Raw genomic sequence first — 24,598 nt, 5'->3', positions numbered from 1 at the left:
GCGCGGCCCCTTTTTCGCGTATCCTGAAACGGACCGCTTCGGCTTTACCTGCGGAAGCCCTCGCTCGCCCGCATCAGATTTTTCGTGTAGTCGGCATGGATATTGCCGCTGACAAGATCGTTTGCCTGCAACTGTTCCACGACCTCTCCATTGCGCATGACGGCGAGCCGGTCGCACATATGGGTGACAACGCCAAGGTCGTGGCTGACCATGACGAAGGTCAGGTTGCGGTCGCGCCGAACCTGTTCGAGCAGATTGAGCACTTCCGCCTGAACCGATGCATCGAGCGCCGAAGTCGGCTCGTCGAGCAGCAATATGCTGGGTTCGACGATGAGCGCGCGGGCAATGGCGATGCGCTGGCGCTGGCCGCCCGAGAGCTGGTGCGGATAGCGGAAGCGAAAGCCGGAGCCGAGGCCGACTTCATCGAGCGCCTTCACGATGCGCTGTTCCGTATCGCCGACCCCATGGATGGCGAGCGGTTCCAGCAACAGGCGGTCCACCGTCTGCCTTGGATGCAGCGAACCGTAGGGGTCCTGAAACACCATCTGGACATTGCGATAGAACGCCTTGTCTCGCGGGGTCTTCAGCAATTGCCCGTCGATACGGATTTCGCCGTCCTCCACGGGCGCCAGCCCGGCAACGGCGCGCAGCAGGGTGGACTTGCCCGAACCGGATTCGCCCACAAGGCCATAGGATTCGCCGCGCGCTACTTCGATGCTGACCGATTTCAGCGCATGGAAGTGGTCGAAATAGACGTCGATATTGTCGACGCTGAGTGCAGATGCCGTGCTCATAGCTTCCATGCCTCCTCACGCTGCAAGGTTGGCAGGGGATGGCGATCGGCTCCGATTTTCGGCATGCAGTTCAGCAGTCCTTGCGTATAGGGGTGTTTCGCATTGGCGAGGTCTTTCGCCCCGATTTCCTCTACGATCTTGCCCGCATACATCACGATGACGCGGTCGCAGAAGGAGGAAACGAGGCGCAGGTCGTGGCTGACGAAGATCAGTCCCATGCCGCGTTCGGCGACCAGCTTGTCGAGAATGCCGAGCACTTCGAGCTGGACCGTCACGTCGAGGGCCGAGGTCGGCTCGTCGGCGATCAGCATTTCCGGCTCTGCCACCAGCATCATGGCGATCATGACGCGCTGGCCCATGCCGCCCGAAACTTCATGCGGATAGAGGCTCATGACACGCTCAGGATCGCGGATCTGCACGGCTTCCAGCATGGCGATGGAGCGCTTGCGGATTTCCTCACCGCTGAACTTGCCATGGGCCTTCAGCGTTTCGGCGATCTGCTTGCCGATGGTCATCACAGGGTTGAGCGAATATTTCGGGTCCTGCAACACCATGGCGATGCGACCACCGCGCAAGGCGCGGCGTTGGCGCGCCGGGGCGTTCAGAAGATCGATGCCGTCAAATTCCAGTTTTCGGGCGGTGATCTTCGCATGCAGCGGGGTCAGTCCCATGATGGCGCGGCCGGTCTGCGACTTGCCCGAACCGGATTCGCCCACGATGCCGAGGCGTTCGCGGCCCAGTTCGAAGCTGACGCCACGCACGGCCTCGATTGCGCCCGTACGGGTCGGGAAGGTGACGCGCAGGTCTTCAACAGTCAGAAGAGGCTTCATTGGTTGTTACCTCGCGGATCGAGCGCGTCGCGCAGGCCATCGCCCAGAAGATTGAAGCCGAGGCTGACGATGAGAATCGCAATACCCGGCATGGCGGCAACCCACCACTGGTCGAGGATGAAGCGGCGACCGGACGCGATCATCGCGCCCCATTCAGGCAATGGCGGCTGAGCGCCGAGGCCAAGGAAGCCAAGACCGGCGGCGGTGAGGATGATGCCGGCCATGTCGAGCGTCACACGCACGATCAGCGACGAGGTGCAGAGCGGCATGATGTGGCGCACGACAATGCGGATCGGCGAAGCACCCATCAAGCGAACCGCGGAAATATAGTCCGAGTTGCGCACGGTCAGCGTTTCCGCACGCGCAATGCGCGCATAGGGCGGCCATGAGGTGATGGCGATGGCGATGATGGCATTTTCGATGCCCGGCCCGAGAGCAGCAACGAAGGCGAGCGCCAGAATGAGCTTCGGGAAGGCAAGGAAGATATCGGTGATGCGCATCAGCACCGCATCGACCCAGCCACCGGCATAGCCCGCAACCGTGCCGACCAGAAGGCCGATAGGTGCTGCGATGATGGCGACCAGCAGCACCACATAAAGGGTGAGGCGGGAGCCATGGATCAAACGCGAAAGAATATCGCGTCCCTGATCGTCGGTGCCGAGCAGATAGCCCGGTGATCCTGGCGGCAGGAGACGTGCATTGGCCAGATCGCCGACAACCGGCGAATGCGGGGCCAGCACGTCGGCCAGAGCCGCCACGACAAGAAGCCCGATGATGATCAGGAGGCCGAGAACGGCCAGCTTGTTGGCGGTGAAGCGCCGCCAGACCATGTAGGCGCGACCGAGACGGGCTTGCGTGCGCGATTGCGGCCGTTCGGTCAGCAGCCATTCACGCCATGAGAGGTTGGAAGTATCTGTCATTTGGCTCATCGTGTGCGCGTCCTTGGATCGAGAAGCCGATAGAGAAGATCGGACACGAGGTTGAGCGCGATAAAGACCGATCCGATGACGATGGTGCCACCGAGAACGGCATTCATATCAGCGTTTTGCAGTGAATTGGTGATGTAGAGTCCAAGGCCGGGCCAGGAGAAGATGGTCTCGGTCAGCACCGAACCTTCCAAAAGCCCAGCATAGGAAAGCGCAATCACGGTCACCAGCGGCACGGCGGCATTGCGCAGTGCGTGGCCCCAGATGATGCGGGTTTCCGAAATGCCCTTGGCGCGCGCGGCGATGATATATTCCTGTTCCAGCTCGTTCAGCATGAAGGAACGCGTCATGCGGCTGATATAGGCAAGCGAGAAATAGCCAAGCAGCGTCGATGGCAGGATAAGGTGGGAGACAATATCCTTCAGCGCAGGCCAGTCGCGCTGGAGAATCGCGTCGATCACATAGAAACCGGTGATCGGCGTGAAAGTGTATTCGAACGTGATGTCGATGCGTCCGGGACCGGAGGTCCAGCCGAGCCGCGCATAGAAGATCAAAAGCGCAAGCATTCCGAGCCAGAAGATAGGCACCGAATAGCCGACAAGCCCAATCACGCGCACGATCTGGTCAACGATGCTGCCGCGCTTGACCGCGGCGAGGACGCCAAGAGGAATGCCGAACACGGCGCCGATGATCGTGCCGACGGTGGCAAGTTCCATGGTTGCGGGAAAGACGCGGCGAATGTCGGTCATGACCGGATTGGTCGTGAGGACCGAAGTGCCGAAATCGCCCTGCAGCACGCCCTTCACGTAAAGGAAAAACTGCTGGTAATAGGGTAGGTTGAAGCCCATTTCTTCCCGAACGCGCGCGACGACATGCGCTGGAGCGCGATCGCCGACGATTGCAAGTACGGGATCAATCGGCACAACACGGCCGATGAAAAAGGTTACGGCCAGAAGGCCGAGATAAGTCGTGATGACGATACCCAGAAAACTGGCTATCGACGTGGCAAGAGCCGCCCCGCGCCGCGGTGCCCGCCTTACCTTTTTGGTGGTTCCAGTGTTACTCAATGTTTTGACCGCTTCCGACAATGAGAGCGTTTCAGGACAACTGTCGCTCCGGAAAGCCGGATCGGCAGTGCTGAAAATTTCGTGGAGCGGCTTCCTTTTTGATTCAGAAAACCGCTCCATCTCGTTGATTTAAAGCCGTTTCAGCGCGTGATGATTTTCACGCGCCGACGCATGGCCGACTATTCCTTGCTGACAGGAGCCAGGAAGTTGGAGTCGAATGTCGGGCCGAGCTTGTAGCCTTTCACGTTGCCGCCAATGCCTGCAACCTCAACCTGCTGGAACAGCATGACGAACGGGCTCTGGTCGAGAGCTTCCTGCTGCAGCTTCTTGTACTGTTCGGCACGCTTGTCGCTGTCGCGTTCCAGAAGTGCGGCCTGCGTCTGCTTGGTCAGCTCCGGGATATCCCAGGCGTTGCGCCAGGCAAGCGTCTTGGTCGATGCATCGTCGGCGTTGTTCGGGTTGCTGGTGAAAGCTTCGGCATTGGAATTCGGGTCCCAATAGTCCATGCCCCACTGGCCGATATACATATCGTGGTTACGGGCACGATATTTGGTCAGCGTCTGCTTGCCGTCGCCGGGGATGATCTCGATCTTCACTCCAGCCTGGGCGGCTGTCTGCTGGAAGGATTCGGCAATGCCGGTCACAGGCTGGCCGTTGCGCACATCGAACGTGACCGACAGACCGTCCTTGAGGCCAGCCTTGGCGAGAAGTTCCTTCGCCTTGGCGACGTCGAGCTTGTACGGAGCAGCATCGAGAGAGCCGAGAACACCCTTGGCCTGATAGGTCTGGCGGATTTCACCGATGCCCTTGATGAGAGTCGATCCGATCGCATCATAATCGACCAGATATTTGAACGCTTCGCGAACTTCCGGCTTGGCCAGGTTCTCGTTCTTCTGGTTGAGGCTGATGTAATAGACCGTGCCCTTGGCGGCGCTTGTCGTGGTGAGCTTGTCGTTCTTCTGAACGGCTTCGTAGTCGCCCGGCTCCAGATTGCGCGCTACATCGACGTCGCCGGATTCAAGCATCAGGCGCTGCGTCGCGCTTTCCTTGACGTGACGATAGAAGACGCGCTTGAGCTTGGCCTTTTCGCCATAATAATTGTCGTTGCGCTCCAGAATGACAACTTCATTGGCGCGCCATTCGCGGATCACGAACGGGCCGGAGCCTGCCGACTTGGTCTTCAGCCATGCATTGGCATAGTCAGTGTCGTATTTGTACTCGTCGGTCGGCGCGACCTTTTCGGCATGTTCTTCAAGAAGCTTCTTGTCGACGACGGCGGCGACGGTCGCGGTCAGGCAGTTCAGCACGAAGCTTGGCGCATACGGCTTGTCGACGGTGAAGACAAAGGTGTTGTCGTCTACGGCTTTTGCCTTTTCGTTGACGTTATCCTTGGTCAGGCCGAACTGGGTCAGGATGAAGGCCGGGCTCTTGTCGAGACGCACGGCGCGCTCAAAGGAGTAAGCCACGTCGGCAGACGTGATCGGGTTGCCCGAAGCGAACTTGATGTCCTTCTTCAGCTTGAACGTATAGGTGAGGCCGTCGTCGGACACGGTCCAGCTTTCGGCAACGCCCGGAACGACCTTCGACGTGTCGTTGATGTCGAGGCGGACGAGCATGTCATAGGCGTTACCGATGAACTCAGCCGGGCTCAATTCGAATGATTCAGCCGGGTCGAGCGTGATGGTATCGTCGATGGCCCATGCCTGAACCAGTGTGTCGGCAGGTGTGGCCGACAAGGCCGGATTTGCGGCCAGAACAGCGGCAAGTGCCGCGCCTGCGGCCAGAATACGAAAACGTCCGAAATGCATCATGATAGAGTTCCCTTTCTGTATTTTTGTTGGGATTTTGTTGGATTGCATCTGCATGTCAGGCTTCGTGCCATGCCTGTTTCAGAACCCTGAGCCAGTTGCCCCGGCAAAGCTTTGCCAGTTCCTCATCGTTATATCCGGCCTTTTGCAAGGCTATGACAAGGTTCTGCGTGCCTGCTGCATCGCCGATTTCGGCCGGGATTGTTGCGCCGTCATAGTCCGAACCAAGCGCCACACAATCGATGCCCATGCGTTCAACCATGTAATCCACGTGGCGCACCACATCGGAAAGCGGCGTGTTGGCATCTTCCTTGCCATCGGCCCGCAGCATGGTCGTTGCGTAGTTCAGTCCGGCAAGGCCCTTGCTCTCGCGGATCGCATCAAGCTGACGATCGGTCAGGTTGCGTGCCACGGGGGTGAGGGCGTGTGCATTGGAGTGGCTGGCGACCAGAGGCTGATCGCTCAGTTTCGCCACATCCCAGAAGCCTTTTTCGGTGATATGCGCGAGGTCGATCAAAATGCCCTTGGCATTGCATGCCTTGACGAGGCGCCTGCCAGTCTCAGTCAGGCCGGGGCCGGTATCCGGGCTCATCGGATAAGCAAACGGAACACCGTGGGCGAAAATATTGTTGCGGCTCCAGACGGGTCCAAGCGAGCGCAGGCCTGCGGCGTAAAAGACTTCAAGTGCTGCCAGATCTTCATCGATGGCTTCGCAGCCTTCCATGTGCAGCACGGCGGCAAATGTGTCGCTGTTCAGCGTCTCGTCGAGATCGCGTCCATTGCGGCAGAGCTTCCAGCCGCCAGCCGCTTCCAACTTGAGGGCAATGGCGGCCATATCGAGAGCGATGTCGAGGGAGGGGCTGCGTTCCAGCGGGGGTGAAAGCGGCGTTTCGTAATGGCCATTGGCGTCTGGCTTGCCTAGTTCGATATGCTCGCCGGAGGGCACATAGATAGCGCAAATACCGCCGGCCAGGCCGCCCTTGCGCGAGCGGGGGGCATCGATATGGCCGACATCCGTTCCGCCGATGAATTCCTTGATGGGGTCTTCGCCTTTGCGGGCATTTTCCCAAAGCCGCAGAAGGACATCGTTATGTCCGTCAAAAACGCGCTGCATTCTCTCATTCCTGCCTGCATGGCCTGCCGGAGCAGAGCCACATATTCATGTGTTCAGGCGCAAAGGGACAACACGGCAAGGTAAGATAACCTCCCGATATGGTGGTTGAGCTTTCCACTCATTGTTCCCCGCATTTCCACTACCAATTTATAAGCGGTGAGTGCGTGTTGGAGTCAAGCCACCGAATGACGTAGTCAGGCTGCGAAATGAAGATAAATTTATGCAAAACGAAAGGGCTGCGCCATAAAACGCAGCCCTTTGTGCAAAAGAAGAATTGCTTGATGCTAAAACAGAATGAAGTTTCGCATCGGATCGCAGGAACTAGAACTTGTAGTTCAGACCTGCCTTGATCGAATGGTTCTTCAGGTTGTTGCGCTGCTCCACGCCGTTGACGCGGGATTTCACGTCGCCGAAGCGCTGAAAGTCATATTCAGCCTTGACCGAGAGCGGGCCGCTCAGCGCCTGTTCGACACCGGCGCCGATCAGTGCGCCGCCTTCCCAGCCGGGAGCCGAGGTGGTGTTGTCCTTGGCCTTGAAACGGGTCACGCCATAACCGGCGGTGCCGTAAATGAGCGTCTTGTCGAAGGCGTAGCCGATCTTGCCCTTGGCGTTGCCGTTCCACGATTGCTGAAGGCTGCCGCCATGACCGATGCGATGCTCCGCTTCGGCAAAGTTGCCTTCGAGTTCCGCGCCGAACACGACATTGCCGCTCTGCATGTTTTTACCCACGACAACGCCGCCAAGCGCGCCGGTGCGGTTGGTGAAGGGGCCGGGAATCTTGGAAGAAGAAGCGCCGATCTGTGCGCCGATATAGTTGCCGGACCAGTCATGCGGGCCGCTGGCAACCGGATCGTTGTACGAATAGTCGGTTGCTCCCATCATGTCGGCAGCGAAAGCCGAACCTGCAAAAGCAACGATTGCGGCGCCAAGCGCCACTGCGGTGATAGAACGCTTCAACATTTTTTACTCCGATTTTCCCGTCCGAAAACGCTGGCGGGAAACATGCCTGAATTCATTATTGCCATCGAAAGGCCTTGCCTTCGGTCTGGCTTTCGTCTCACCTCTGATTGTGTCCAAATTTAAGAAAATTCGAGCGATTTCCATGCATTGCGCAACCATTCTTCGCGCTATGCTTAACAATCGGTAACTGCCTGAAGCCGGTTTTGTTAGATCAATCCCAATCCACGAAAGCTGGCGTGGCCGTGCTTCCCGATGATGACGTGATCCTGCACCGTGATGTTGAGCGCCTTGGCAGCATTGACGAGCTGCTTGGTCATGTCGATGTCGGCGCGCGAAGGCGTCGGGTCGCCCGATGGGTGGTTGTGGACCAAAATAATGGCCGTTGCAGAAAGTTCCAGCGCGCGTTTGACCACCTCGCGCGGATAGACCGGCGTGTGATCGACCGTGCCGGTCTGTTGGACTTCATCGGCAATAAGCTTGTTCTTCTTGTCGAGGAACAGGATGCGGAACTGTTCGCGGGTCTCGTATGCCATGGCGGTGGTGCAATATTCGATCACCTGGTTCCATGAACCCAGCACTTCGCGCTCCATGACCGTGCTGCGCGCGCTTCTCTTGGCGACAGCTTCCACAAGCTTGAGTTCATGCGCGACGGTGGGGCCGGCACCGGGCACTTCGGCAATCAGCTTTTCGGGGGCGGCCAGCACTTCGGCAATCGAGCCGAACCGGGTCAGAAGCGCCTTGGCGATCGGTTTGGTGTCGGCGCGGCGAATGGCGCGAAACAGCAGCATTTCGAGCAATTCGTAATCCGCCAACGCATCGGGGGTTTCCCTGAAACGCTGTTTGAGACGATCGCGATGCCCGGCGTAATGCGGCTTGTCGATTTTGGGCGTCAATTGCAGCGTATCGCTGAAGCCGGGCAAGTGCGCATTACCCGGCTCATTCTTGTTCTTTGCCATCCTGTTTAAACCCCCGCAAAAACAGACCAGACAATTATCGGGACAACATCACTGCGACATTATCTCATGGAAGGCGGACCGAAGACATTGGCTGGAGAGAGTGTGAATATCTCGCAGCCGTCTTTCGTGACGCCAACCGTGTGTTCATATTGGGCCGTCAGCGACCGATCTCGTGTAACCGCTGTCCAGCCGTCGGCAAGAACCTTCACATGCGGCTTGCCGAGATTGATCATCGGCTCGATGGTGAAGATCATGCCTTCCTTGATTTCCACCCCTTCATTCGGCGTGCCGTAATGAAGGATATTCGGTGCATCGTGAAACAGCTGCCCGACACCATGGCCGCAGAAATCGCGCACGACAGAGCAGCGTTCGCCTTCGGCATAGGTCTGGATCGCCGCACCGATTGCGCCGGTCTTGGCGCCCGGCTTGACGGCCGCGATCCCGCGCAAAAGGCTTTCATAGGTGACTTCCAGCAGCCGTTCGGCGGCGCGTTTGATTTCGCCTACCGCATACATGCGGCTGGAATCGCCGTGCCAGCCATCGAGCAGATAGGTAACGTCGATATTGACGATATCGCCCTCGCGCAGCGGTTTGTCGTTTGGAATGCCGTGGCAGACGACGTGATTGATCGAGGTGCAGGTCGATTTCGTATAGCCCCGATAGTTCAGCGTTGCCGGAAAAGCGCCGTGATCCATGCCGAACTCGAACACGAAACGGTCGATCTCGTTGGTGGTCACACCCGGCTTGACGATATCATTGAGGGCATCGAGGCAGCGAGCCGTCAGATTGCAGACCGTGCGCATACCCTCGAAAGCCTCGGGGCCATAGAGCCTGATCTGACCCGTATATTTCATGGGTACGCTTGTCGCTTCGATATAGGTTACCATCACTCGATCCGTCTCATTTACTCAATTGGCACCAGCTCGGTGGCGTCAATGCTGTTATCCGTTATGTGGCACCGAACGGCCCAGGCCTCAACCCCGTTTGCGCGCGCATGTTCAAAAGCGCGTGCGTAAGTGGGATCAAGATCGCCGGAAATGCTGAATCTGCTGCAGTCGTTTCGCTGGATAATAAACAGCATCACGCCCCGATGACCAGCGGCAACCATGTCGACCAGTTCGTCGAGGTGTTTCGCGCCGCGCGCCGTCACCGTATCTGGAAACTCCGCCAGTCCGAGCGTGCGGATGAAATGCACATTCTTGACCTCGACATAGGCCCGCTGGCGCGGACCGTCATCCAGCAGAAGATCAATGCGCGAATTGCGACCATATTTCTGCTCGCGCTTGAGGCTGGCATATCCCGCGAGGTCGGGAATGAGACCTTTCAGGATCGCTTCCTCGGCGATTCTGTTGGGCAAGCCGGTGTTCACGCCGACCAGCGTATTATCCGCTTCAACGATCTGCAACGTGTGGGCATATTTGCGGTGAGGGGCGTCCGAAACGCTCAGCCAGACGCGGGAACCCGGCGCGGTCAGTCCGAGCATCGAACCGGTATTGGGCACGGACGCTGTGATGAACCGCCCGTCGTCAAGCGTGACGTCGGCAAGAAATCTTTTGTAGCGGCGTTCCAGCCTGCCGGTAACCAGAGGTGTTTGAAAAATCATGCGCCGATGTAGAGCAGTTCGGCGCGTATGCGAAAGGGTTTTCTGACAGCTTCGCGGAAATAGCCGGGAAACGGGAAGGGGTCAGAACAAGACCTTGATGACGTCCGCCCAGCTCATATCCGCACTGAGCGCCATTGCCGCAGCAACCAGACCGGCGCCGAGAAAGGTGAGGGTGGTTCTTGTTTCGCTTGTCATTATTCTTCCCCATCAAATCAGTCGTTCGAAGTTGGGAAGAATTTCGCGGGTGATTGAGCCCGGATTGTGATGCGATAATGGCTATTCCGGGCAATTTGCAGGCATTTTACGGATAGGGTAAACGCCGCCGCCCCTTGCTATTGCCTTACCCATTCGAAGACGAGCTCCTCGCGGAATGCGAAGCGGACGACATGGCTTGCCACGACTTCTTCAAGACGTCCGAGATTTTCTTCGGAGGTTTCAACGGTTGTGGTCAGCTTTTCCGCATCGGCATCGAGAATCACGAGGCGATTCTCGCCAAGATCGATCGTGCCATGTTCAGGGGTGAATTCGACGGCGAACTTGTGCGCCCAGTGCTTGCAGAGCTGCTGCAGGTAACGGCTGGCATGGGCGGTGGGAACGATTGCTGTTGCTTTCGGCATCATGCTGTCCTTCCAAAAAGGTTGCAGACAGGCGCGTAGCAACATCCTGACAGATCAGCCAGTAATATTTGCGTCAATTATAAGGGAAAAGAAAAACCAGCAATGGTACGCCCAAGGGGAATCGAACCCCTGTTTCCGCCGTGAAAGGGCGGCGTCCTAACCGCTAGACGATGGGCGCCCGTTGCTGGTGTGGGGCGCTTATAGTCAGGAAATTTCCGACATGCAAGCCCCTTTTTCACTTGTCTGTGAATAATTTCGAACAGAACAAAACTGTGCGCAAAAAGCGCCAAGCGATTGAATTGTAAGGGGAAAAGAAAAAACCAGCAATGGTACGCCCAAGGGGAATCGAACCCCTGTTTCCGCCGTGAAAGGGCGGCGTCCTAACCGCTAGACGATGGGCGCCCGTTACTGGTGTGAGTGGGCTTATATTGAGGAAGGTTCTGACTCGCAAGCCCCAAAAAACACTTTTCTGAAAAAAATCGAATGTACTGCAAGAATGGGGAAAATTTCTGCGGTCGAACTTGGTACTGCCTTGAAAAATAAGGGCAAAAGAAAAAGCCGGATCGTGCGATCCGGCTTCCGGTGTTCGGTGAGGGTACTTTTCTCAGCCTTTGCAGCGCCAGTTCCAGTCGCGCTCCGGCCCGACATCGACGTGAACCGAAGTCGTGTGGCAATAGGTGCCGACGCCGCCACGTCCCGGCATGGAGCGGGCAAAACGGGCAATCTCCCATTTGGAAACGCCGTCGATCTGGATGTCGGCTGCGGCGCAGATCATATGAAGCGATTTGCGGGCGCCGTTGACCTTGCGATTATAGGATGGGCTGCGATAGCCCGAAGTCACCATGACTGGACGGCGGAAATGACGCTCCATGGTTTTCAGCATGGAAACGAGTTGCGGTTTGAGGCAGGCGACATCCACGGTTTCGCGTTGCACCTTCAAGCCGTTCGGCGTAAGGCGGGCAAGGCCCGGAGCTGACGCAAGCGTCACGCTTGCAAATTCATCGTCTTCATTCGCATCAATATCGCTATCGTCATAGAGACTGTTGCGATGCTTGATTTCGATGCCGCCATTCGGGCGCACACCCGGCAGCGAATAATTGTAATCGTGCTTGGCGGACGGCGAAACCGGCTTCACGACGGCAAGTTTCTTGCTTTCCGTTCTGTCGGAACGTGCGCCGGTCGATTCGTCGGAGAAAAGCCGGGCAATACTGCCTTGCGAGGCCGTTGGGCGCTGTGGTGAGGCGTAGGCGCTCTTGGTGGAACCAAACAGGGAAGCGACCTGAACCGGCTTTTCAGCCTCGGCAGGCTTTGCAGTTGGGGTCTGCTGTGGTTCGGCTGCCTCGGCCGTCTTTTCTTCCTTGGCCGGTTCCTGCGGCTTCTTCGCGGTGTCGGCGGGAGCCGCTTCCGCTGGTTGTTCGGAGGCTTGAGCAGTTGATTCCGGCGTTGTGGGCTTGCTGCCGCCGAACATGCCGAAAAGCGATGTACTCTTCGGCTGCTGCGGGGCGAGGGCGGCAACCTCGGTCGGCTGCTGCTCGGTGGCCGCCGCAGTTGTGACCGGCTTCGCCTGCTCTTTATTATTGGCGTTTGTCGCTGCTGCCACGGTGGCAGGATTTGTTTCACCGGGCTTGGCTTCCGCTTTTTTCGCTTCCGCGGAAGTGGGCGTCGTTGCCCCTGCGACGGTTGTCTGGTCAGCGGCGCTTTGCAACGTTTCCGCAATGACGGAGCCGTCAGTGGCGGAGGTCATCTGAAGCGGCTTGCCGTCAAGGCCCGTCCCGGTTGACGTGCAGGACGTGACAAGAAGCGCGAGCAAAGCCACGCTGCCTGATAGAAACCTGCCGGAGGTCCGGTGTGTAGAATGTGCAAATTTCAACAGTCTGCTCCAGCTCGATTTCCCTGACCAGTTTGGCGTCCCGAATTCATCCGGGCCCACCTGGTTTCGGGAGATCGGCTCTCCCGTGCGAGGCTGACGTCATGCTTGATGGCTTGCCGTCCCCACCGCTCCCGACTGTTTGTGCCGGGAAGAAATTCAGAAATATCAGCGTGTTATGATAGTCACTTCAGAGCGATGACAGTCATTTCGCTGTAACGGGCAAATCACCTGTCGGGCAATTCGCTACCAATTTTTAAGTTTTTTAATCGCCGAGTGCAACTATTGATGCGCATGTGGTGTTAAATGACTTGGCGTTTAGCCCGGAATATTCGCATATAACAAAATATTACTTCGTGTAACTCTTGGTTAGGTTTTTCCTTCCTGAGAGCCCGTTGGTGTGGCGTTCCGTCCTTCTGGACAAGGCGAATTTCCGATTTGCATCACTCACTTGTTGACAGGACGCCTCGACTTGGTGCTATCCCTTGCCAATTGCTTTATCTTTGTCTGGCGCTGTGACCAACAGCGCCTAATGCGGCATTAACCGGGAACAGAAACATGACCAAGCGCACGCGGCAGATCGCCAATCTTTTGCTGGCAGCAACAGCGGCGGCGATGCTCACGGCGTGCGCGGGCGGAAAAGAGTTTCAGGGCGTGCCGCAGGAAGGTGCCTCCCGCACTGGCGTTTTCCCGACATTCGGCCATATGCCGAAGGCTGCGACCACGCAGATCACCGCAGAAGAAAAGCAACAGCTTACGACCAAGCTTGATGCCGACCGCACGCGTCTGGCGGCATCCAGAACCGGCGGCGCGGGTTTCACGCCCGCCGAAGCTGCTGCACTGCGCAAGCAGGCGCAGCTAGATACGGACGCTACCCTGAAACAGATCGAAAGCGGGGAAGAGTAACCCTCTTCCTTGGTTGTTGGCGCGCATCATATCCGAAAACCGTTTCACACTTTTCGGGATGTGCTCTAAAGACGAAAGCCGGGTTCTTTGACCCGGCAACATGTCTCGACCCGATTCGAGAACAGGTGTATAGCTCCTCTGCGGCGCATACGCGCCATTACGTTCAACCCTCCACTGGAACAGGATCATGTCGGAAGAATTCCATAAAGTCCGCCGTCTGCCCCCTTATGTCTTTGAACAGGTCAACCGTCTGAAGGCATCGGCGCGAGCGGCGGGTGCCGACATCATCGATCTAGGTATGGGCAACCCCGATCTTCCGACCCCGCAGAACATCGTAGACAAGCTTTGCGAGGCCGTGCAGGACCCGCGCGCGCATCGTTATTCGGCTTCCAAAGGCATTCCGGGCTTGCGTCGCGCGCAGGCACAATATTATGCGCGCCGCTTTGGCGTGAAGCTCAATCCGGACACTCAGGTCGTCGCCACGCTCGGCTCCAAGGAAGGTTTCGCCAATATGGCGCAGGCCATTACCGCGCCGGGCGATGTGGTGCTTTGCCCGGATCCGACCTATCCGATCCACTCCTTCGGCTTCATCATGTCGGGCGGCGTGATCCGTTCGGTACAGGCAAAGCCTGACGAGAACTTCATCCCGACGCTGGAGCGCGGAGTGAAGCACTCCATCCCAAAGCCGATCGCGCTGATCCTCAATTTCCCGTCCAATCCGACGGCCTATGTGGCGACGCTCGATTTCTACAAGGATGTCGTCGCGTTTGCCCGCAAGCATGACATCGTCATCCTGTCGGATCTCGCCTATTCGGAAATTTATTTCGATGGCAACCCGCCGCCATCGGTGCTGGAAGTGCCGGGCGCCATGGATGTGACCGTTGAGTTCACTTCCATGTCGAAGACATTCTCCATGCCGGGCTGGCGCATGGGCTTTGCGGTCGGCAATGAACGCCTGATTGCAGCGCTGACGCGCGTAAAATCCTATCTCGATTATGGCGCGTTCACGCCGATCCAGGTTGCTGCAACGGCGGCGCTTAATGGCGACGGCTCGGATATCGCCTATGTGCGCAATGTCTATAAGCAGCGCCGTGACGTGCTGGTCGAAAGCTTCGGTCGGGCAGGTTGGGATGTTCCGCCGCCAGCCGCAACCATGTTTGCCTGGGTTCCGATCCCGGAACGCTTCCGTTCGCTGGGTTCGCTTGAATTCTCCAAGCTTCTGGTCGAACAGGCCGATGTGGCCGTCGCGCCGGGCATCGGTTTCGGCGAGCATGGCGATGATTATGTGCGCATCGCGCTGGTTGAGAACGAGCATCGCATCCGTCAGGCCGCGCGCAACATCAAGCGTTTTCTCTCTGCCAAGCATGAGAACCTGCAAAATGTGATTCCGCTCGACGGTCGTCGCGGATAGTCTTTAAAAATCGCTACGGGCGGCAACTCGCCGCCTGTGGTTCCCACCCGATAAGCCACTCCATACAGAAGGTCGAAATAATGAGTGATGCATTACGGATCGGCGTTGCCGGCCTCGGCACCGTTGGTGCTTCGGTGTTGCGTATCCTGCGTGACAAGTCCGAAATGCTCACGCGCCAATGCGGCAAGCCTGTTACGGTTACAGCGGTCAGTGCGCGTGACCGCAACCGGGATCGCGGTATCGATCTTTCCGGCATCGCATGGTTCGACGACCCGGTGGAGCTTGCGAAATCCGCCGATATCGATGTTTTTGTGGAATTGATCGGCGGCGAGGATGGCCCGGCCAAAGCTTCCGTGGAAGCGGCTCTGCGCGCGGGTCGCCATGTCGTAACCGCAAACAAGGCCCTGCTTGCGCGCCACGGCGTTGCGCTCGCCAGAATTTCCGAAGACAAGGGCGTTCTGCTCAATTTCGAAGCGGCTGTCGCAGGCGGCATCCCGGTTATCAAGGCCATGCGTGAATCGCTGACCGGTAATACGGTGTCGCGTGTCTATGGCATCATGAACGGCACCTGCAACTACATCCTGACCCGGATGTGGGAAGAAGGCATTTCGTTCGAGGATTGTCTCAAGGATGCGCAGCGTCTGGGCTATGCCGAAGCCGATCCGACCTTCGATATCGAGGGCAACGACACGGCGCACAAGCTGGCGCTGCTGACCAGCCTTGCCTTCGGCACGCAGATCGCAGCCGACGATATTTATCTGGAAGGCATCAGCAATATTTCGCTGGCCGATATTCGCGCCGCCGATGAACTCGGCTATCGCATCAAGCTTCTGGGCGTTGCGCAGAAGACCGATACGGGCATTGAACAGCGCGTGCATCCGACCATGGTGCCAACCTCGTCGGTGATCGCGCAGGTTCATGGCGTGACCAATGCCGTGGCAATCGAAACCGACCTGTTGGGCGAGCTTCTGCTTTCCGGTCCCGGTGCGGGCGGCAACGCGACGGCATCTGCCGTGATCGGCGATGTTGCCGATATTGCGAAAAGTCGTCCCGGTTTCCAGCACGGGCCGGTGTTCGGCACGCCCGCCAAGGCGTTGCAGCCCTATAAGCGCGCCAAGATGCGCAAGCATGCGGGCGGCTACTTCATCCGCCTGACCGTGCTTGACCGTATCGGTGCTTTTGCGGCCATCGCCAAGCGTATGGCCGAAAACGACATCTCGCTGGAGTCGATCGTGCAGCGTCCGCCGATGGAAGATGCGCAGCGCGAAGGTATCAAGACGGTCATCCTCGTCACGCATGAAACGACCGAATCGGCCGTCAAGAAGGCGCTGGAAGCGATCCTCAAGGACGACCATCTGGTCGACAAGCCACAGATGATCCGTATCGAACGGGCAGGCTGATTGGGGATATTCTGCTCTCTTGCAGGTTCGATTCACCTTTGTTATGAAGGCCGGGTTATTCGTTTCAAGAGATAAACAGGAAAGGAGGGCTGTACGATGTATGTGAAGCGTCATGATCATCACCGTCAGTATGGCCCCGGTTTTGCCCTGCATAAGTAATTTGTGCAGGGCGGAAAAGACACTCAACCACTGTCTTATTCTGCCTTTTCCTGAAGGCGCGGTCATCGACCGTTGCCGGACATTCGCCAGCACATTGATGCATATCGCGGTTTGGAAACCGAGCGTCTGTGCGTGGCAGAATTGGGCTGATTGCCATGTCTCTTGTTTCTATCCAGAATCTTTCGCTTACCCTTCATGAGCCGCTTTTTGCCAATCTCGATCTCGTCATAGGCGAGGGCGAGCGCCTTGGTCTCGTTGCTGCCAACGGGCGCGGCAAGACCAGTCTTCTGCGCCTCCTTGTCGGCGAGGGCGAACCAACGCTCGGCGCGATCACGCGGTCGCGTGGATTGAAGATCGGGTATGTCAGCCAATACGTTCCAGAAAGCCTGCTAAACCGCAGTTTCTACGAGGTTGTGCTGGATGGGCTCGATGAAGAAGCGCGGGATTATGAAAGCTGGCGCGCCGATATCGTTCTGGATGATCTGCGCGTGGCCGATGAATTGCGCCAGCTTCCCGTACGTCAACTCAGCGGCGGCTGGCAGCGGCTTGCGCTTCTGGCCCGCGCATGGGTGTCGGAACCCGATGTTCTCCTGCTCGATGAGCCGACCAACCATCTGGACCTCGAAAAGGTGCGGCTTCTGGAAGACTGGCTGAACGCGCTGCCACGCTCGGTCGCGGTCGTGGTCAGCAGTCACGACCGTGCCTTTCTGGATGCGGTGACGAAGCGCACCCTGTTCCTGAGGGCGGAAAAGTCGCCTGTTTTCTCCTTGCCCTATAGCCAGGCACGGGTTGCGCTCGATGAAATCGACGCGGCGGACGCCCGGCAGTTCGAAAAGGACATGAAGACGGTCCAGCAATTGCGCAGGCAGGCGGCGAAGCTGAACAATATCGGCATCAATTCCGGCAGCGACCTGCTCGTTATCAAGACCAAGCAGTTGAAAGCGCGGGCCGACAAGATCGAGGAAACTGCCAAAGCAGCCCATGTGGAGCGATCTGCCGGCAAGATCATATTGAACAGCCGCGGCAGCCACGCCAAGGCACTGGTTGTTCTCGATCACGCCGATATTGCTACGCCCGATGGCAGGCTTCTTTTCAAGACGGGGCAGTTTTGGATCAATCCGGGCGACCGCATTGTCCTGCTTGGCGCCAACGGCATGGGCAAGACGCGGCTGCTGACGCTGGTGCGCGAGGCCATTCTTGCTCCGGAACGGGCGCAGACCGGGATCAAGGCGACGCCATCGCTGGTGCTTGGATATAGCGATCAGGCCTTGTCGGAACTTCGCCCGGAGTGGACCCCGTTCGAGACGATTGCGAAACGTTTCGACATTGGCGACCAGCGGACGCGATCCCTGCTGGCCGGTGCCGGGATGACGCTTGAAATGCAGGCGAAGCCGCTGGAACGCCTGTCTGGCGGGCAGAAGGCGCGGCTGGCCATGCTGGTTCTGCGGCTGACCAATCCGAACTTCTATATTCTCGATGAACCGACCAACCATCTCGATATCGAGGGGCAGGAAGCGCTGGAAGTGGAACTGCTGCGCAATGAGGCGGCAAGCCTGATCGTCTCGCACGACCGGAGTTTTGTTCGCAATGTCGGCAACCGTTTCTGGATGATCGAAAGAAAAAAGCTGATCGAGCTGGAAAGTCCGGATTTTTTCTTCGATGCTATCGGAAGCTGAATAGGCGCAACATCTTTCGGTTGTTTAATAACTTCTGGTCGGGTGTGAGTGTTCACATCCGGTCGGGACATGAAACGAAGCGTGTATTGCTTAAATCGATTAAGAGTTTGAGCGTACAATGTTTTTAGCCCTCGCGCCCTTGCAGGGTGCGGGGGACTTTGACAAAAGGTTTGCACAGTGTCGCTATAAAAGGCGGCAGTCGCGGGCGCGATGCGCCGCATCCACGCAATTCGAATTCAGGACTTTGTTCAAATGGCCAAGACCGCAGAGCAGCAACCCCACGGACTCGACCGCATTCTCACACTCGAACTGGTCCGCGTGGCCGAGCGTGCAGCAGTGGCGGCGGCGAGGCTGCGTGGCCGTGGCGACGAGATGGCCGCCGATCAGGCTGCCGTCGATGCCATGCGTCAGGAACTGAACCGCCTTCCGATTACCGGAACGGTTGTCATCGGTGAAGGTGAGCGCGACGAAGCGCCGATGCTCTATATCGGCGAAGAGGTTGGCACCAGGCAGGGGCCGGACGTTGATATCGCGCTCGACCCGCTGGAAGGCACCACGATCTGCGCCAAGAACCTGCCGAACTCGCTTGCTGTCATCGCGATTGCCGAGAAGGGCAACCTGCTTTACGCGCCTGATGTCTACATGGAAAAGATCGCAGTCGGTCCGGGCTATGCGAAGGGCGTCGTCGATCTCGACGCCAGCCCGACGGACAACATCATGTCGGTTGCCAAGGCGAAGGGTGTGAAGCCGAATGAAATCACCGCCTGCATCATGGACCGTCCGCGTCATGCGCGGCTGATCGAGGAAGTGCGGGCGACCGGCGCTGCCATCCGCCTGATCGGCGACGGTGACGTGGCCGGTGTCATGCACACGACCAACCCGGATGAAACCGGCATCGACATCTATATCGGTATGGGTGGCGCGCCCGAGGGCGTTCTGGCTGCGGCAGCGCTGCGCTGCATCGGCGGCCAGATGCAGGGCCGTCTCCAGCTCAATACTGATGAAAAGATCGCCCGCGCCGCCAAGATGGGCATTGCCGATCCCAAGAAGGTCTACACGATGGAAGAAATGGCCAAGGGCGACGTGCTTTTTGCCGCGACCGGCGTGACGGACGGCAACATGCTTTCCGGCGTCAAGTTCGCCCGCGACTATATCCAGACGCATACCATCGTCATGCGTTCAAGCTCGCAGACGGTGCGCGAGATCAAGGCAAGGCATCAGGACCTGTCCAAGTTCTAGGTCTTATAGGTCCTTCGACTTTATCAAAGGCGGCATTGCAAAATGCCGCCTTTGACATGTTCGCGTTTTGATTCAGGCTTTCGGCTTAGGTTGCAACGCCTTCAACACCAGTCTTGTGATATCTGCATGGATGTCGGCACGCGGGCGACCGGCATCATCGCAAACAGGATCTATCTCTCCTCCGGCTTTAAGGAGGTCTGCGGCGCCTTTCTTGCATTCGGGCATGAAGCTGAAATGGTTAGCGCCAGCGACGGCGGCATAAGTTCCTTTGGGCGTGATTGATGCCAGCTTCTCAGCCGCAATTCCTGGAGGGACCGCGTCGCCTTCACCAAGATTGATGAAGCTCATCGGGATTGAAATCGATGCCAGGCTCTCTTCGTCGTAAGCCCGCACAAGATCGGGATCAATAAGTACGGCTGACGTAATGCGGCGGTCGAGATTGGATTGCTCGAAGCGGTTTCTGTCGACCGAGCGCAAATCGACCTTGTCGACTTTGATCTGCTTGTTATTTCGATAGCCAACGCCACCGGCATATCATGCGCAATCCCATTTGCCGTAGACATCACAATAGCGGGCATAGGCGTCGAGATTGGTCCTTGCGCCTGCGATTTCCATTGCTGCGGTACCGCCCAGCGAAAATCCGAGGACGCTGATCTTGTTTTTGTCGACTATGTCGCTCCATGCAGGATCAGTCGTCATCGTGTCGATCACTGCCGACAGGTCTCCGGTGCGCTGCCAGATTTTCGGTGTGTCCTGCGGTGTGGAATCGCCACTGGTGGTACCGGGATGGTTTGGCGCTGCAACGATGTAACCCGCCCTGGCCAGCTCGCTTGCGAGCCACGCCATACCCTGAAAGCGTCCGCCGGAACCATGCGACATGACGATGAGCGGGAAGCTGCCTTTTTCGGGCAGGGCGTTGATTGCAGCCGGAGCGCCTTTGAACACTTCATTGTCTCCGACAAGAGAAGTCGTGCCCCCGGTTGCGGCTGGATACCATATACCCACTTCGAGATTGCGCCCCGTTAGCGCATTGTTGAACTTGACTTCCCGCTGGCCGACCTCATGGGCCTGACTGGGGGCGGCGGTTAAAAAGGTGAAGAGGATAGTGACGATGTAGTAGAGAAACATGGCGGTCTCCGCTGATTGATGGAACAGGGCGAACGTCATCCGATTTTGCGCGAACTGCGTCCTCGATCATGATTCAGGTCGTCTCGGATCGCGATTTGGGCCATGATGGCTGCCTGTTTGTCACTCGTGTGTGCTTTATGATTTTCATTCCTCTGCCGTTCGTCTCCGCACTTCTGCTTCTTTTTCTGATGGCAATTCTGTTGCACCGTTTCGGCTGGAACGGAGCGAACCGTCCCTTCCTGCTCGTGTTGGGGTTGTGCGCGTCGCAGTCTTTCATTGTCGGTCTGCGCTGGGGCTACGGCATTACGGAATTGCGCCATGTTTTGCCTGTTCTGGCCAGTTGCCTGCCGGGGCTGACGCTGGTGAGTTTCAGAAGCCTCATCCATCAGGCGAAAGCAGACGATAACGTTCTGACCTGGTTTCACGCGCTGCCACCCTTCGTCATTGCCGCAATGGTCTATTTCGCACCGGGTTTGATCGACGTGGCGCTGATTGGGCTTTACGTCGGCTATGCGGTCGCCTTGGTGCTGCTTGGCCGCTCTGGTCCTGACGCCTTGGATGCGGCGCGTCTCGACAGTGCGGTGGCAGCGCATCGGGCGCTTGTCATCGCAGCCGCCTCGCTGTGCTTTTCTGCCTTGTTCGATCTTATAGTGGTCCTGGATTTCGAATGGTGGAAAGGCGATTACACGGCTGCGATCATTGGCAATGCCAATCTGTTGGGCCTGTTTCTTATCGGCCTGACCGCGCTGGCGGCGGCTCGCGCCAAAGCTGTACCAGAACCGGAATTTGAAACGACGCCATCGGCGCCAAATGTCGAAGTAGATCGCAATGTTCTGGACAAGGTCGAAGCGCTTTTGACTGAGCAAAAGCTCTTTCTCGATGAGAATCTGACGCTGTCGCGGCTGGCTCGGCGCGCCTCCCTTCCGGCGCGCCAGATATCGGGCGCCATCAACCGGCTGACGGGCCAGAATGTTTCCCGTTTCATCAACGATTACCGAATTGCGGAAGCTTGTCGGCGGCTTGAGAAGGACGACATCTCGATAACCACCGTGATGTTTGAATCCGGGTTCCAGACCAAATCAAACTTCAATAGGGAGTTCCGGCGGGTAACGTCGCTTAGTCCTGCCGACTGGCGAGATAGAAATCGTCCATCTTGACCGTCTGCCGCCTTTTGTGTCTTTAGAATCTCATGACCACAGAGCGCTTTTTCCTCGGAATAAAACAATCCGCAACCGGGCAGAAATGGGTGGACCGGCTTGGCCTTCGTGAGGCCAATACGGCACTTGCCATCGCGCAGCATCACGGCATTTCCGATCTTGTCGCCCGCGTGCTGGCAGGGCGGGGTGTGTCGGTGGAAGGCGCGCCTGAATTTGTCGATCCGACATTGCGCAATCTCATGCCCGATCCGGCGACGCTCACCGATATGGAAAATGCGGCAGGGCGCATTGCCGATGCCATTCTGCGCCGCGAGACCGTGGCCATTTTCGGCGACTACGATGTGGATGGTGCCTGTTCCTCCGCCTTGATGGCGCGTTTTTTCAAACATTACGGCATTCAGCACTCCATCTACATTCCCGACCGGATTTTTGAAGGTTATGGCCCAAACCCCGATGCCATGCGCGATCTGGTTGCCAAGGGCGCGACCCTGATCGTCACGGTCGATTGCGGCACCAACAGCGCACCTTCCATCACGGCGGCGAAGCAGGCCGGGGCGGATGTCGTGGTGCTCGATCACCATCAGGTTGGCGGCGACCTGCCGGAAGATGCGGTGGCGATCGTCAACCCGAACCGTGAAGACGATATTTCCCTGCAAGGGCATCTCTGCGCGGCGGGCGTGGTTTTTCTGACGCTGGTGCAGGTGACAAAAATCTTGCGCGAGCGTGGCAAAGGGCCGGGTCCCGATCTTCTTTCCCTGCTCGATCTGGTGGCGCTCGCCACGGTCTGCGACGTGGTGCCGCTAACCGGCGTCAATCGCGCTTTCGTCGTCAAGGGGCTGCTTGTTGCCCGCTCGCAGAGCAATGTCGGCCTTGCGGCGCTTGCCCGCGTGGCGCGCATTGGCGAGCCACTCAATGTCTTCCATCTGGGATACCTTATCGGGCCGCGCATCAATGCAGGCGGGCGCATCGGCGATGCCGGGCTTGGCGCTCGGCTGCTGACGCTGGATGATCCTGCAACGGCGGACCGTATCGCTGTTGAACTCGACCGGCTCAATCAGGAGCGTCAGGCCATGGAGGCCGAGATGCTCATGGAGGCGGAAGCAGAAGCCTCGCTGGAAATCTCCGGCGGCGCGGGCGCATCGGTGATCGTGACGGCAAGCGACCGCTGGCATCCGGGCATTGTCGGGCTGCTCGCTTCACGGTTGAAAGAAAAGGCCCGGCGACCGGCCTTTGCCATCGCCTTCAATGCCAATGGCGTTGGTTCAGGCTCCGGGCGCTCGATCATAGGGCTTGATCTCGGCAAGCTGGTTCGCGGTGCGATGGAGCGTGGATTGCTCGTCAAGGGCGGCGGCCACGCCATGGCTGCCGGTATCACCATCGAGCGCGGCAATCTTGGCGCGTTGCGTGCCTATCTTGAAGAGGAATCGGCGCATATCGTTTCGCGCTTGCGGGAAAACCAGAGCCTTTCCATCGACGGCGCGCTGGCTGCATCGGGCGCCACCGTATCGCTCTATGAAGCCTTGCAGAAGGCGGGGCCCTATGGTTCTGCGCATCCGCAGCCCATATTGGCGCTGCCGCATCATATACTGGCCGATGTGCGCGGCGTCGGGCGCGATCATGTGCGCGTCACATTGCGCGGCGCGGATGGAAAGCGCGTCAATGCCATAGCCTTCCGGGCGGCGGAAGGCGATCTCGGGCGCTTCCTGTTCAACAATATCGGCCAGAGCGTGCATGTGGCGGGCAATCTGTCGCTAAACCACTGGAATGGCTCGGTCACTCCTCAGATACAGATTCTGGACGCAGCTTTGCCAGTTTGAAATTTCAGGATTTTTTTGTCTTCACGCTCTTGTGAGGGGCGGGGGCCAATTCCCATATGAGCACTGATTTAAACATTCAGACATGACTCTAAATGGGAGAAACCGATGCCGGGTTCCGGAAACCGCCTGACCAAACTGACAGCTGCAATGGTGCTAGGGCTGATTGCCTCCTTTGCTGCGGTCGATTTCGCCGAGGCTCGCCGCGCGGGCGGTGGCGGTTTCGGCAGCCGCGGTGCGCGCACCTATTCCGCGCCAGCGCCGACGCGCACGGCACCCAACAACGCCGCTCCCATCGAACGTTCGATGACGCCGAACACGGGCGCGACACAGACCAGCCGTCCGGCGGCAGGCGCAACGCAGAATGCGGCGCAGGCGCAGCGTTCCGGCGGCATGTTCGGCAATTTCGGCCGTTCCATGCTGGGCGGTCTTCTGGTCGGCGGACTGATCGGCATGCTGCTCGGTAACGGCCTTGGCGGTCTTGCGGGCATGTTCGGCCTGATCCTGCAGGTTGCTGTGATCGCGCTCATTGCCATGTTCGTCATGCGCATGTTTGCGAACCGTCGCCAGCCAGCGGCGGCAGGTGCCGGTAACGCAGGCGCGCAGCCCTTCGGCGCGGCAAAGGCTGCCGCCCCACAGGCTGGTCCTCTGGCCGGTTTTGGTGGCCGCACGCCATCGGTGAACCCGTTCGAGACAAAGCAGGAAGCCGCACCCGCTGCCGCGGCCCCCGCTTCCCCTGCCGTTGAAGACGAACCGATGGATGTCGGTCAGGAAGATCTGGACCGTTTTGAGCAGATGCTGTCCGAAATCCAGACCGCTTATGGCCGCGAGGATTATGCGGCGCTGCGCAAGCTTGCCACGCCGGAAGCCATGTCCTATCTGGCTGAAGAGCTGGGCGAGATCGCTTCCAGCGGCATGCGCAACGAAGTGAAGGACGTGAAGCTTCTGCAGGGCGACGTGTCGGAAGCCTGGCGCGAAGGCAATGCCGAATATGCAACCGTTGCTATCCGCTATTCGGCAATCGATGTGATGCTGGATCGCAATACCGGCGCAGTCGTCGAGGGCAATCCCAACGAGCCGGTGGAAAGCGTCGAGCTCTGGACGTTCACCCGCAAGGACGGCGGCGAATGGCAGCTTGCTGCCATTCAGGGAACGGAATAACCGTT

The 24,598-nt window shown here is 58.3% G+C and carries 22 protein-coding genes and 2 tRNA genes; 8 read left to right on the top strand and 16 right to left on the bottom strand.

Going from position 1 to position 24,598, the window contains the following annotated elements; translation table 11 throughout:
* Window positions 1-44: 44 nt before the first annotated feature.
* The 14 genes from AC0TOF_RS19745 to AC0TOF_RS19680 form a co-directional block, all read right to left on the bottom strand.
* Window positions 45-794: an ABC transporter ATP-binding protein gene (locus tag AC0TOF_RS19745; protein WP_025090430.1), complete on the bottom strand. Its 750-nt coding sequence runs from the start codon at window positions 792-794 to the stop codon at window positions 45-47.
* Window positions 791-1,624 carry an ABC transporter ATP-binding protein gene (locus AC0TOF_RS19740; RefSeq protein WP_473769518.1) on the bottom strand — a complete coding sequence of 278 codons (834 nt, stop codon included), beginning with the start codon at window positions 1,622-1,624 and terminating at the stop codon, window positions 791-793. The genes AC0TOF_RS19745 and AC0TOF_RS19740 overlap by 4 nt, the downstream gene beginning before the upstream one ends.
* A complete protein-coding gene (locus AC0TOF_RS19735) occupies window positions 1,621-2,553 on the bottom strand; it encodes an ABC transporter permease (RefSeq protein WP_122000534.1) in 933 nt (310 codons plus the stop codon). The genes AC0TOF_RS19740 and AC0TOF_RS19735 overlap by 4 nt, the downstream gene beginning before the upstream one ends.
* Window positions 2,550-3,617 carry an ABC transporter permease gene (locus AC0TOF_RS19730; RefSeq protein ID WP_473769517.1) on the bottom strand — a complete coding sequence of 356 codons (1,068 nt, stop codon included), beginning with the start codon at window positions 3,615-3,617 and terminating at the stop codon, window positions 2,550-2,552. Before AC0TOF_RS19730 ends, AC0TOF_RS19735 begins: the two co-directional genes overlap by 4 nt.
* 179 nt (window positions 3,618-3,796) lie before the next feature.
* Window positions 3,797-5,428, bottom strand: coding sequence for an ABC transporter substrate-binding protein (locus tag AC0TOF_RS19725; RefSeq protein WP_473769516.1), 1,632 nt, complete (start codon window positions 5,426-5,428; stop codon window positions 3,797-3,799).
* 55 nt (window positions 5,429-5,483) lie between these two features.
* Window positions 5,484-6,539, bottom strand: a complete 1,056-nt coding sequence (locus AC0TOF_RS19720) for a dipeptidase (RefSeq protein ID WP_473769515.1) — start codon at window positions 6,537-6,539, stop codon at window positions 5,484-5,486.
* 321 nt (window positions 6,540-6,860) lie between these two features.
* On the bottom strand, window positions 6,861-7,499 hold the full coding sequence (locus AC0TOF_RS19715) for an outer membrane protein (protein ID WP_122000537.1): 639 nt from the start codon (window positions 7,497-7,499) through the stop codon (window positions 6,861-6,863).
* Between the two features lie 206 nt (window positions 7,500-7,705).
* A complete protein-coding gene (gene radC, locus AC0TOF_RS19710; protein ID WP_473769514.1) occupies window positions 7,706-8,455 on the bottom strand; it encodes a RadC family protein in 750 nt (249 codons plus the stop codon).
* Between the two features lie 59 nt (window positions 8,456-8,514).
* The gene (gene map / locus AC0TOF_RS19705) at window positions 8,515-9,342 is read right to left on the bottom strand and encodes a type I methionyl aminopeptidase (RefSeq protein WP_473769513.1); all 828 of its coding nucleotides are present in this window, start codon (window positions 9,340-9,342) and stop codon (window positions 8,515-8,517) included.
* Between the two features lie 17 nt (window positions 9,343-9,359).
* Window positions 9,360-10,058, bottom strand: coding sequence for a DNA/RNA nuclease SfsA (gene sfsA, locus AC0TOF_RS19700; protein WP_122000539.1), 699 nt, complete (start codon window positions 10,056-10,058; stop codon window positions 9,360-9,362).
* A gap of 332 nt (window positions 10,059-10,390) precedes the next feature.
* The gene (locus AC0TOF_RS19695; protein WP_473769833.1) at window positions 10,391-10,675 is read right to left on the bottom strand and encodes a DUF2218 domain-containing protein; all 285 of its coding nucleotides are present in this window, start codon (window positions 10,673-10,675) and stop codon (window positions 10,391-10,393) included.
* Between the two features lie 103 nt (window positions 10,676-10,778).
* Window positions 10,779-10,853, bottom strand: a tRNA-Glu gene (locus tag AC0TOF_RS19690).
* Between the two features lie 149 nt (window positions 10,854-11,002).
* Window positions 11,003-11,077, bottom strand: a tRNA-Glu gene (locus tag AC0TOF_RS19685).
* A 202-nt stretch (window positions 11,078-11,279) separates the two neighbouring features.
* Window positions 11,280-12,545, bottom strand: coding sequence for a YcbK family protein (locus AC0TOF_RS19680; protein WP_473769512.1), 1,266 nt, complete (start codon window positions 12,543-12,545; stop codon window positions 11,280-11,282).
* A 555-nt stretch (window positions 12,546-13,100) separates the two neighbouring features.
* On the opposite strand from AC0TOF_RS19680, the gene AC0TOF_RS19675 reads away from it, so the two are divergent.
* From AC0TOF_RS19675 to glpX, 5 genes are all read left to right on the top strand, one after another.
* Window positions 13,101-13,448, top strand: a complete 348-nt coding sequence (locus AC0TOF_RS19675) for a hypothetical protein (protein ID WP_473769511.1) — start codon at window positions 13,101-13,103, stop codon at window positions 13,446-13,448.
* 187 nt (window positions 13,449-13,635) lie between these two features.
* Complete coding sequence (locus AC0TOF_RS19670; RefSeq protein ID WP_122002428.1) at window positions 13,636-14,859, top strand: LL-diaminopimelate aminotransferase; 1,224 nt, start codon at window positions 13,636-13,638, stop codon at window positions 14,857-14,859.
* 80 nt (window positions 14,860-14,939) lie between these two features.
* Window positions 14,940-16,259 carry a homoserine dehydrogenase gene (locus AC0TOF_RS19665; protein WP_473769510.1) on the top strand — a complete coding sequence of 440 codons (1,320 nt, stop codon included), beginning with the start codon at window positions 14,940-14,942 and terminating at the stop codon, window positions 16,257-16,259.
* Between the two features lie 314 nt (window positions 16,260-16,573).
* A complete protein-coding gene (locus AC0TOF_RS19660; RefSeq protein WP_473769509.1) occupies window positions 16,574-18,094 on the top strand; it encodes an ABC-F family ATP-binding cassette domain-containing protein in 1,521 nt (506 codons plus the stop codon).
* 252 nt (window positions 18,095-18,346) lie between these two features.
* Window positions 18,347-19,333, top strand: coding sequence for a class II fructose-bisphosphatase (glpX, locus tag AC0TOF_RS19655; protein WP_473769508.1), 987 nt, complete (start codon window positions 18,347-18,349; stop codon window positions 19,331-19,333).
* A 72-nt stretch (window positions 19,334-19,405) separates the two neighbouring features.
* On the opposite strand, the gene AC0TOF_RS19650 is transcribed toward glpX, so the two are convergent.
* A complete protein-coding gene (locus AC0TOF_RS19650; protein WP_473769507.1) occupies window positions 19,406-19,810 on the bottom strand; it encodes an alpha/beta hydrolase in 405 nt (134 codons plus the stop codon).
* Between the two features lie 57 nt (window positions 19,811-19,867).
* Window positions 19,868-20,461 carry an alpha/beta hydrolase family protein gene (locus AC0TOF_RS19645; RefSeq protein WP_473769506.1) on the bottom strand — a complete coding sequence of 198 codons (594 nt, stop codon included), beginning with the start codon at window positions 20,459-20,461 and terminating at the stop codon, window positions 19,868-19,870.
* A gap of 137 nt (window positions 20,462-20,598) precedes the next feature.
* Between AC0TOF_RS19645 and AC0TOF_RS19640 the strand changes: the two genes are divergently transcribed.
* The 3 genes from AC0TOF_RS19640 (at window position 20,599) to AC0TOF_RS19630 (ending at window position 24,593) form a co-directional block, all read left to right on the top strand.
* Entirely contained in the window at window positions 20,599-21,618 is a 1,020-nt protein-coding gene (locus AC0TOF_RS19640) for a helix-turn-helix domain-containing protein (protein WP_473769505.1), read from the top strand.
* A 32-nt stretch (window positions 21,619-21,650) separates the two neighbouring features.
* On the top strand, window positions 21,651-23,435 hold the full coding sequence (recJ, locus tag AC0TOF_RS19635; protein ID WP_473769504.1) for a single-stranded-DNA-specific exonuclease RecJ: 1,785 nt from the start codon (window positions 21,651-21,653) through the stop codon (window positions 23,433-23,435).
* Window positions 23,436-23,540: 105 nt separating this feature from the next.
* Window positions 23,541-24,593 (top strand): Tim44 domain-containing protein, encoded by a 1,053-nt coding sequence (locus tag AC0TOF_RS19630; RefSeq protein ID WP_473769503.1) that lies wholly within the window; start codon window positions 23,541-23,543, stop codon window positions 24,591-24,593.
* Window positions 24,594-24,598: the final 5 nt, after the last annotated feature.

The sequence above is a fragment of the Ochrobactrum sp. PL_is501 genome, assembly GCF_055816895.1.
This window is presented reverse-complemented; position numbering and strand designations above follow the sequence as displayed.